Below are 9478 nucleotides of genomic sequence, written 5' to 3'. Positions count from 1 at the left end.
CACCGGCGCGCTCAGGGGCTGCGCGGGGCGCCCCTCCGGAGCCTACGGCTCACCCCGCCGGCTGGGGCGAGGGCTCCGGTCCGGGTACCGGTCCCGGGTTCGGGTCCGGCGGCTGCGGAATCGGGTCGGGCGCGGGGCCGGGCGGCACAGGGCCTGGCGGTACAGGCGGCGGGGAGGGCACCGGTGTCGGCGGCCCGGGCACGGGCGGGGGCGTCGGCGCGGGCGGCACGGGGTCGGGATTCGGGTGCGTCATCTCGGTCCTCCTACTGCGGCGAACAGGACGAGTGGATCTCATCTCCACCGTCTCCCCGTGCGGCTGCCCTCGCCTGCCGAGTCCATACGTGGGCTCTGCGGCTCCTGTCCCGGAACTCCCACACGGGCCGCCATGGCATGGCCCCCGCGCCCGCCGTACGAGGGCGCGGCCCACGCCGCCCTCGTACGGCGGGCGCGCGGTCCGGTCAGTTCCGCGCGGGCACGGCCTGCGGACTGCGCTCGGTCCGGGTGCCCGGCACGGGGGCCGACGCGTCGGTCCCCAGGGCGATGATGCGGTTCCCCGCGTCGACGTGCACGACCCTCGGCACCAGAGCACGGGCCTCGGTGTCGTCGACCTGGGCATAGCTGATGAGGATGACCAGGTCCCCGGGGTGTACCAGGTGGGCCGCAGCGCCGTTGATCCCGATGACGCCGGAGCCGCGCTCCCCCTCGATGACGTACGTCTCGAGGCGGGCGCCGTTGTCGATGTCCACGATGTGTACGAGCTCGCCGGGCAGCAGATCCGCGGCGTCCATCAGATCGGCGTCGACCGTCACGGATCCCACATAGTGCAGGTCGGCCTGGGTCACGGTGGCCCGGTGGATCTTGGACTTGTGCATGGTGCGCAGCATTCAGCACTCCTAGAAGGTGGCTCCCTGCCTGCTTCTGCAGGTCAAGGGCGTTCATCACTTTACCGGCATGCCGTCGGCGAGGCCATGGTCCCGCGCCTCCCGCCCGGTGGCATGGGGTCCGTCACGGGCGAGGGCTGTCAGGACGTGGCGGAGGAAGGCCCGGGCGGCGTCCATGGGCCGGCAGGCCCCGGGGAGACCGCTCGGGTCGTCGCACTTCTTCTCTCGACGGACCCCACCCCTGGCACGGGCGGCCCGGCCGGTGACAGGGGTGGGTGGTTGCGCATGTGTGCTACGAGGTGCTGTCAGGCATGAGTACGACGGTGCGCACGGATGATGTCCGCGTACCGGTGGCCACTGCTCTTGATGGTGCGTGTCTGCGTCGGGTAGTCGACGTGGACGAGGCCGAAGCGCTTGTCGTAGCCGTAGGCCCACTCGAAGTTGTCGAGCAACGACCATGCGTAGTACCCGGCCACCGGCGCCCCCTTGCGGACGGCCCGTGCGCACGCTGCCACATGCTGCTCCAGGTAACCGCTCCGCTCGGGGTCGTGGACCGTACCGTCGGGGCCGACGGTGTCGGGAAAGGCGGAGCCGTTCTCGGTGACGTAGAGGCGGCCTACGCCGTAGTCGTCGGTCAGACGCATGAGCAGCGCTTCGAGGCCGCCTGCGTCGATCTGCCAGTCCATGCCGGTGCGCGGTACGTCGGGCAGCCGGACTTCCCGGGCGTACGGGGCGGGGCCTTCGGGGTCGTCGGCGACGGTGACCGGGAAGTAGTAGTTGAGGCCGTGCCAGTCAAGCGGGGTGGCCATGGTCTCCAGGTCGCCCGCCCGCTCGGGCAGCCGGACTCCGTACAGCTCCCGCATGTCGGCGGGGAAGCCGCGGCCGTACACGGGGTCGAGCCACCAGCGGTTGGTGTGCCCGTCCATGCGGATGGCTGCCGCGAGGTCCTCGGGGCTGGAGGACGCGGCCTCGATCGTGGAGTGGTTGGTCACCAGTCCGATCCGGGCCCCGGGCACCGCGGCGCGGATCGCCTGGGTGGCCAGCCCGTGGCCGAGCAACAGGTGGTAGGAGGCCCGGACCGCCGCGGTGAGGTCGGTCAGTCCGGGGGCCATCCGGCCTTCCAGGTGCCCGATCCATCCGGAGCACAGCGGTTCGTTCAGGGTGGCCCACCGGGTGACCCGGTCCCCCAGCCGTCCGGCCACGACAGCCGCGTATGCGGCCAGGTGCTCGGCCGTGTCGCGCGCCGTCCACCCTCCCCGGTCCTGCAGGGCCTGGGGCAGGTCCCAGTGGTAGAGGGTGATGTTGGGGGTGATGCCCGCGTCCAGGAGGCCGTCCACCAGCCGGTCGTAGAAGTCGAGCCCCGGGGCGTTGACCGGGCCGTTCCCGCCCGGCACGACGCGGGGCCATGCCGTCGACATGCGGTACGAGTCGGCGCCCAGCCGCCTCATGAGGGAGATGTCCTCCGGCCACAGGTGGTAGTGGTCGCAGGCGTCGTCGCCGTGATCACCGTTGGCGACCTTTCCCGGGGTGTGGGAGAAGGTGTCCCAGATCGAAGGGGATCGGCCGTCCTCGGCGACGCCGCCTTCGATCTGGTACGCGGCCGTGGCCGTGCCCCAGACGAAGTCCCGGGGGAAGGCGGCCAGATCGAGGTCTATCGGTTCGGGCACAGGTACCTCGCAGAAGTCGTGCAGGCGGTGGGGGTGGGACAGGTGGCAGGCGCGGCTACTTGACGGCGCCGGCGGTGAGGCCGGTGACCAGGTAGCGCTGGAGGAGCAGGAACCCGGCGACGACCGGCAGGCTCACCACGAGGGAGGCGGCCATGACCTGGTTCCAGTACACGTCGTTCTGCGTGGAATAGCCCTGCAGGCCGACCGCGAGGGTGCGGGTGGTCTCGTTGGTCATGACGGAGGCGAAGAGCACTTCGCCCCAGGCGGTCATGAAGGCGTAGACGGCCACGGCGACGATGCCGGGGATCGCCGCGGGGACGATGACCCGGAACAGCGCGCCGAGCGGACCGCAGCCGTCCACCTTGGCCGCCTCGTCCAGATCCCGGGGCACCGAGTCGAAGTACCCGATCAGCATCCAGATGGAGAAGGGCAGGGAGAAGGTGAGGTAGGTGAGGATGAGGCCGCCCCGCGACCCGAACAGCGCGATGCCGGTGGCGTTGCCGATGTTCACGTAGATGAGGAACAGCGGCAGGAGGAAGAGGATGCCGGGGAACATCTGTGTCGAGAGGACGGTCACCGTGAACACACGCTTGCCGCGGAAGGTGTAGCGGCTCACCGCGTAGGCCGCGAACACCGCGATCACCACGGAGCACACGGTCGCCGTCCCGGCGACGATCAGGGAGTTCATGAAGTAGTCGGCGAGGGGGACCGTGTCCCAGATGTCGAAGTAGGGGCTGATGGTCAGGCCCGAGGGAATCCATTCGAACTTCCCGGTCACGTCCTCCAGCGGCTTGAGGGAGCTGGTGACCATGACGAACACCGGCAGGGCCACGAAGACGGTGAGGAGAGCCAGGAAGATCCGCCGCACCCACAGGAACGACTGCGGGGGTGCCATCGGGGAAGGGGCTTTACGCTGTGCGGTCCTAGGCATGGTCGGCCTGCTTTCCTCGGGATGTGAACAGGAGGTAGAGGCCGGTCACGACGAGCAGGAACAGCAGCAGCATGACCGACATCGCGGACCCGGTGCCGAAGTTCCAGGTCTGGAAGGACGACTGGTAGATGTGGATGGAGATCAGGTCCGCCGACGCCGGTGCCGCCTTGCCGAACAGGACGAACGGCGTGTTGAAGTCGTTGAAGGTCCAGAGGAACAGCACGAGCACGAGGACCTGGTTGACGGGTCGCAGTGACGGCAGGGTGATGCGGCGGATCTGCTGCCACACTCCGGCGCCGTCGAGTGCCGCCGCCTCGTAGATGTCCCGGGGGATGTTCTGGAGGCCGGCCATCATGATGAGGAAGGCGAAGGGCCAGCCCTTCCACACCGAGACGACGAGGAGCGTGACGAAGGCGTTGTCGCCGATGAGCCAGAACGGCGGGCTGTCGGTGAGGCCGAGCTGGTCGTGGATGACGTGGTTGACGATGCCGTTGTCACGCTGGAACATGAACGCCCAGGTGATGACGGCGGCGTAGACGGGCAGCGCGTACGGCACGAGGAAGAGCGTGCGCAGGAAGCCTCGGCCCCGGAAGGTCTCCTGCATGAAGACCGCGGCGGCGGTACCGAGGAACCAGCACAGCCCGACCGACAGCAGGGTGAACAGGCACGTGGTCAGGAACGACCGCACCAGCGCCTCGCCCACCGGGGCGTCGAAGTCGACGGAGACGGCGTAGTTGTCGAAACCGGCCCACGGCGCGGTGGTCCAGTCCCGTATGTAGAACTGGGTGAGCTGCCGGAAGCTGACCACGATGCCGATGATCATGGGCACCAGGTGGACCAGCAGTTCGAGGAGCAGGGCGGGGAGCAGCAGCAGGTAGGGCAGGCCGATCTTGCGCAGCCGCCCGGAGCGGCGTCTGCGCGGCGCCGCTCCGGGGGTTTCCTTCTCTGCTGTCCGCTCGCCGGGGACGGGGGCGGCGGTTGTGGTCATGGTGGTGTCCGTGCTCACTTCTTCGGCATCTGCTGCTGGGCCTTTTCGAGCTTCGCCTTGACCGATGCGGTCGTCACCGGACGTCCGGCGGCCGCGTCGGCGAAGAGCTCCTTGACCGCCGTGCCGACGACGGTCTCGAACTGCGACTCCTCGGGGACCTGGGGCAGGGCGGTGGCACTGGTGGCGAGGGTCTCCCGCAGGGGCGCCAGTGCGAAGGTGTTGAACGCGTCGTCGTCCTGGGCGGCCTTGACCGGCGGGATGGAGCCGTAGGCCTTGTTCAGGACCTTCTGCTCCTCGTCGCTGGTCATGAACTCCACGAACTTCTTGGCGCCGTCGATGTTCTTGGTGTTGTTGAAGACGGCCAGGTTGATGCCGGCGACCATGGAGTTCGTGCCCTTGCCCGTGCCGGGCTCGCCCGACTGGACCGGGGCGGGCACGACGCCCCACTCGTCCTTCTTCATGCCCTGGGACTCGAAGGTGGCGGCCGCGGTCTGCCACAGCACCATGGCCGTCCTGCCCTTGGCGAGGTCGCTGAGGGACTGGTTCTGAGCGTACTCGGCGTTGCCGGGCGCGATGATCCTGTCCTTGGCCATGAGGTCGACGTACTGCTTGACGGCCGCCACCGCCCCGTCGGACGTGAAGTCCGCCTTGCCGTCGGCGGTGAAGAAGTCGGCCCCGTGCTGCTTCGCGAGGACGAAGACCTGGTGGATGTTGTTGGAGAGGTTGGAGCCCTCGGCGCCGAGCCCCCACTTGCCGTCCTTGGACAGCTTCTTCCCGGCCTCGACCACCTCGTCCCAGGTCGTGGGCGGCTTCTGGATGCCCGCGTCTGCGAACATCTTCTTGTTGTAGTAGAGCGCGTAGGCCATGGAGTACAGCGGCACGGCGGCCGGGTCCTCGCCCTGCACACCGGTCGAGCCGAGGGCGGACTCGACGAAGCGGTCCTTGCCGCCTATCGCCTCGAAGTTCTTCTCGTCCCAGGGAAGCAGCGCACCGGTCGTCTGCAGCGAAGCGCTCCAGGTGTTCCCGATGTTCAGGACGTCCGGCCCCTGCCCGGAGGTGGTGGCGGTGAGGATGCGGTTCAGCAGGTCTCCCCAGGGCACCACCTCGAGCTTGACCTTGATGCCTGTTTCCTTCTCGAACTTGTCGAGCTCGGGCTGCAGGACCTTCTTGTCCACCTCGATGCTGGCGCCCTGGTTCGAGGCCCAGTACGTGAGCGTCTTCGGCTGTTCGTTGGATCCGCCCGCCCCGGAGGTACCGCCGCCGCAGGCAGCCGCGGTGAGTACGAGCGAGAGGGTGACGGCGCCGACGGCCGCGGCTCGGATTCTGCGCATGACTCCAGGGGCCTTTCAGAAGTGACGGATGTCCACCGGGGGGCCGGGCCCGAGCGACGTTCCTCGTACGGCCTCAAACCCACACGGCTTAATTTAGGGTGTGAGTTAAACCCCAAGTGAAGGTCGCGTCAAGGGGTGCCCCGGCGGTATGTTGCAGAGGGAAGCTTCAGGAAGAGGGGGCAGGGTGAAAGTACGCAGCGGCCGGACGGTGCGTGACCTGCGGCGCGAGAACCGCACCGCCGTATTGCAACGTTTGTATTTCGATGGCCCGTTGAGCCGGTTCTCGCTCGGCCCGCTCACCGGTCTGAGCTCCGGCTCCGTGAGCAACGTGGTGGCCGAACTGGTCGCCGAAGGGCTGGTCGAAGAAGCCGGCAGCGTCGACTCCGCAGGCGGACGCCCTCGGACCCTTCTGCGTATCCGGCCCCAGAGCCGGTACATGATCGGTGTCGACATCGGCGAGACGCGGGTGAGGGTCGAACTCTTCGACCTCGCCCTCACCGAACTCGCGCGCGTCGAGAAGCCCCTGTCCCTCGACGGCCCCCGGCGCGTCGACCGCTACGACGTGGGCGTCGTGGTGGCGCATGTGCGGGCAGGCATCACCGAGGTCCTGGACCGCTCCGGGATCGCGGCCGGCCAGCTCCTCGGAGTCGGCGTCGGTGTACCCGGCATCGTCTCCAGGACTCCCGAGGACGGCACCGTCGTGCACGGCCAGACCATCGGCTGGGACGCGGTGCCGCTCGAGCGTCTGCTGCGTGAGTCGGTGCCGCTCCCCGAGAACGTGCTGTACTGCATCGACAACGGCGCCAAGACGCTCGGCCAGGCCGAGATGTGGTTCGGTGCCGGGCGCGGGGCGCAGAGCGCCGTGGTCGTGCTGTTCGGCTCCGGTGTGGGCGCGTGTGTGGTGACCGACGACATGAGCCCGGGCCGGGCCGTCGAGTGGGGGCATCTGACCGTGCGGGTGCGCGGCCGGCGCTGCCGTTGCGGCGCGCTCGGCTGTCTGGAAGCCTACGCGGGCGCGGAGGCGCTGCTGGAGCGCTGGCGGGAGGCGGGCGGGGAGCCTCTCGCGGACGTCGACGAGGAGACCGCGCTCACAGCCATGCTGGCCGCGGCCTATCCGGCCGGACAAGGTGATGCTGCCGGACCGGAATCCGACACCACGGCCCTGGCCGTCCTGGAGGAGACCGCGGAGTACCTCGGTGCGGGCTTCTCCGACCTGATCAACCTCTTCCAGCCGGAGCGCATTCTCGTCGGGGGCTGGGCCGGGCTCCAGCTCGGCACTCGTTTCCTGGATTCGGTACGGGCCCACGCGAACTCGTACGCCCTCGCGTATCCGGCTGCTCATGTGCACATCGGCCTCGGCACCCTGGGACCGGACGCCGTCACCGTGGGGGCGGCGGCTCTGCCGCTCGCCGACTTCTTCGAGCGCGGAGGCCGTCAGGAAGACGCACCCCCTCAGGAGCAGGCTCCGATGTGGCAGACGACTCTGCAGGACCGGGCCGCGCACAGATGAGATGACGTGCCGCGCCGGGGCGTTCTCGCCGCCCGTCACTCGCGGGGCGGCAGCGATCCGGTGCCACGGCCGCCGGAGGCCGTCCTGCCTGCTGCTCGCACCCCGCCCCCGGACGTGCCCGCGTGGCCGGGTCCGCGAAGAAGCGGCTTCGCCACGGGTGACGGCCGAGGTGAGGACAGCCCTCACCCGTGACCGATGACGTACCCGCCTCCATGCGGGAACAAGAGGGAAGAACTCTTCATGCGGGCCGGGCACCACTCCCCCGCGTCGAGCCCGGGCGGCGGATGCGGGGCCACGTGCGAGATCCGCGCGGACCCTGGGACGCACTGACCGGTGACCAGGTCTCAGCCGCCGTACGGGACCGCTGCTCCAGGTGCCCGAGGCCCCCGTGAATCGCGCCGTCCGCCAGTCCCACCGAGCCCGCGCCGGCACGAACCCCGCCGGCACGTCGCCCTCGAACTGCTCCAGCTCCTCGGCCGCGGCCTGCGGCCGGACATCGCGCAGGTCCCGTACGGCAGCCGGCGCAGCCAGCCCGAGCCTCCTCACCTTCAGCGCGCCCGTGAATCGATCGGGCACAGTGAGGACGCTTCAGGAATCCCGAACTCATGTCAGCCCGCGAACTGCCGCGGGAGAGAGGGCGAACCTCCTGGCCACGGGGCCGAGGACCGGGGAGGGATCAGGCCAGCCCACGGGATGTCGCACATGCGTCGGCACGACTGAAATATTGACGTGGCCATGCAAAATAGCTAACGTCGGAGAGCGCTCCCCGCCGGTCGACAGAGCGCCCTCACTGTGACCAGATGTTTCGGGAGCTACCTCCATGAAGCCACTGAGATCTGTTTCGACCGCCCTCGCGGGCACTCTGACATCGCTGTCCGCACTGCTCGCCGTCGGAGCGGCGGCGCCCCCCGCCGCCGCGGCGGCGGCGGTCGTGTGCAACAGGTACTGCGACGGGCGGGATCCAGGACTGAGTGCGGGGGACCGCACTCCTGTCACCGCCACGGCCGCCTCGCGATCGATCGCGCTGCACTTCGACGACACGGACGCGATGGGATGGGCGTCCATCGACAACGGGGGTCCGGGCGACCACGTCTGGCTCGACCGGTCCATGGACGGCGGCCGGACCTGGGAGTCGGGAAGCCGTCTCGGTGACACCTCGGTGCCCTCCGGAAGGCAGGGCTGGCGGACCCTGATGTACAACGTCGACGACTGGGGCACCCGGGGCGTCGGGGCCCTGCGGGCCTGCGGGCAGCCGGCCGGAGGTGCCATCGCCTGTACGCCCTGGGCGCGTGCCACCTGGAACGCGGGCAGCAGGAGTACTGCGGCGGCCACCGCCCTGATGATGTCGTACGACCGGGGCAGCAAACTCTTCGGCGGCAACGGCTGGTGGACCAGTGCCAACGCCCTGACGGCCGTCATCGACAACATCCGGATCAGCGGCATGGGCAGCTATGCCTACGCCATCGCCGACACGTACGAGAAGAACATCGACGCGCAGGGAGGACAGTTCCGCAATGAATACCTCGACGATACGGGGTGGTGGGGCCTGGCCTGGATCGCCGCCTACGACCTGACCGGCGACCGGCGATATCTCGACACCGCGCGGGCCGACGCGGACCACATGTACGCCAACTGGAACGACACCTGTGGTGGCGGGGTCCGTTGGAGCACGAACGGCAACTACAAGAACGCCATCACCAACGAGCTCTTCCTCCAGCTGACTTCGGCCCTGCACAACCGCCTTCCTGGTGACACCACCTATCTGGACCGGGCGAAGAGAGAATGGAACTGGTTCCGGAACAGCGGCATGATCAACGGTGACCGCATGGTCAACGACGGTCTCGACGACAACTGCGTCAACAACGGCCAGCCCACCTGGACGTACAACCAGGGCGTCCTCCTGGGCGCGTTGACCGAATTCCACCGGGCCACCGGCGACGCCGGACTCCTGACGACCGCGCGCGGCCTGGCCGACGCCTCCACCGTCCGGCTCCAGACGGATGGCGTTCTGCGCGAGCCCAGCGAGAACGACGACTGCACGGGAGACGGCCCGAGCTTCAAAGGTGCCTACGTCCGCGGGCTCGGCACCCTCGACCGCGCGCTGCCCGGCCGTCCCTATGCCGCTGCCCTCACCCGCTGGGCGAACAGCGCCTACGACCGCGACCGCAAC

7 protein-coding genes are annotated in these 9478 nt (G+C 69.2%); 2 read left to right on the top strand and 5 right to left on the bottom strand.

What is annotated here, in order from left to right; genetic code table 11:
- Window positions 1-458: 458 nt before the first annotated feature.
- From panD to VN520_RS05405, 5 genes are all read right to left on the bottom strand, one after another.
- A complete protein-coding gene (gene panD, locus VN520_RS05425) occupies window positions 459-884 on the bottom strand; it encodes an aspartate 1-decarboxylase (RefSeq protein WP_325745688.1) in 426 nt (141 codons plus the stop codon).
- 302 nt (window positions 885-1186) lie between these two features.
- Entirely contained in the window at window positions 1187-2548 is a 1362-nt protein-coding gene (locus VN520_RS05420) for a GH1 family beta-glucosidase (RefSeq protein WP_325745687.1), read from the bottom strand.
- A gap of 55 nt (window positions 2549-2603) precedes the next feature.
- Window positions 2604-3443 carry a carbohydrate ABC transporter permease gene (locus VN520_RS05415; protein ID WP_325745686.1) on the bottom strand — a complete coding sequence of 280 codons (840 nt, stop codon included), beginning with the start codon at window positions 3441-3443 and terminating at the stop codon, window positions 2604-2606.
- A gap of 28 nt (window positions 3444-3471) precedes the next feature.
- Window positions 3472-4467 (bottom strand): sugar ABC transporter permease, encoded by a 996-nt coding sequence (locus tag VN520_RS05410; protein WP_325745685.1) that lies wholly within the window; start codon window positions 4465-4467, stop codon window positions 3472-3474.
- Window positions 4468-4481: 14 nt separating this feature from the next.
- Window positions 4482-5798 carry a sugar ABC transporter substrate-binding protein gene (locus VN520_RS05405; RefSeq protein WP_325745684.1) on the bottom strand — a complete coding sequence of 439 codons (1317 nt, stop codon included), beginning with the start codon at window positions 5796-5798 and terminating at the stop codon, window positions 4482-4484.
- Between the two features lie 184 nt (window positions 5799-5982).
- On the opposite strand from VN520_RS05405, the gene VN520_RS05400 reads away from it, so the two are divergent.
- The gene (locus VN520_RS05400) at window positions 5983-7308 is read left to right on the top strand and encodes an ROK family protein (protein ID WP_325745683.1); all 1326 of its coding nucleotides are present in this window, start codon (window positions 5983-5985) and stop codon (window positions 7306-7308) included.
- Window positions 7309-8128: 820 nt separating this feature from the next.
- The coding region (locus tag VN520_RS05395; protein ID WP_325745682.1) for a glycoside hydrolase family 76 protein at window positions 8129-9478 on the top strand (1350 nt) is incomplete at its 3' end.

This window comes from Streptomyces sp. (assembly GCF_035563135.1).
Taxonomy (GTDB): Bacteria; Actinomycetota; Actinomycetes; order Streptomycetales; family Streptomycetaceae; genus Streptomyces.
Note: the sequence above shows the minus strand (reverse complement) of the source record. Positions and strands in the feature narration are given on the sequence as shown.

Excerpts from the sequence above, each read along its gene's own strand:
- VN520_RS05415 (WP_325745686.1), bottom strand. The coding sequence starts at position 3,443 with ATGGCACCCCCGCAGTCGTTCCTGTGGGTGCGGCGGATCTTCCTGGCT.
- VN520_RS05405 (WP_325745684.1), bottom strand. The coding sequence starts at position 5,798 with ATGCGCAGAATCCGAGCCGCGGCCGTCGGCGCCGTCACCCTCTCGCTC.
- VN520_RS05410 (WP_325745685.1), bottom strand. The coding sequence starts at position 4,467 with ATGACCACAACCGCCGCCCCCGTCCCCGGCGAGCGGACAGCAGAGAAG.
- panD (WP_325745688.1), bottom strand. The coding sequence starts at position 884 with ATGCTGCGCACCATGCACAAGTCCAAGATCCACCGGGCCACCGTGACC.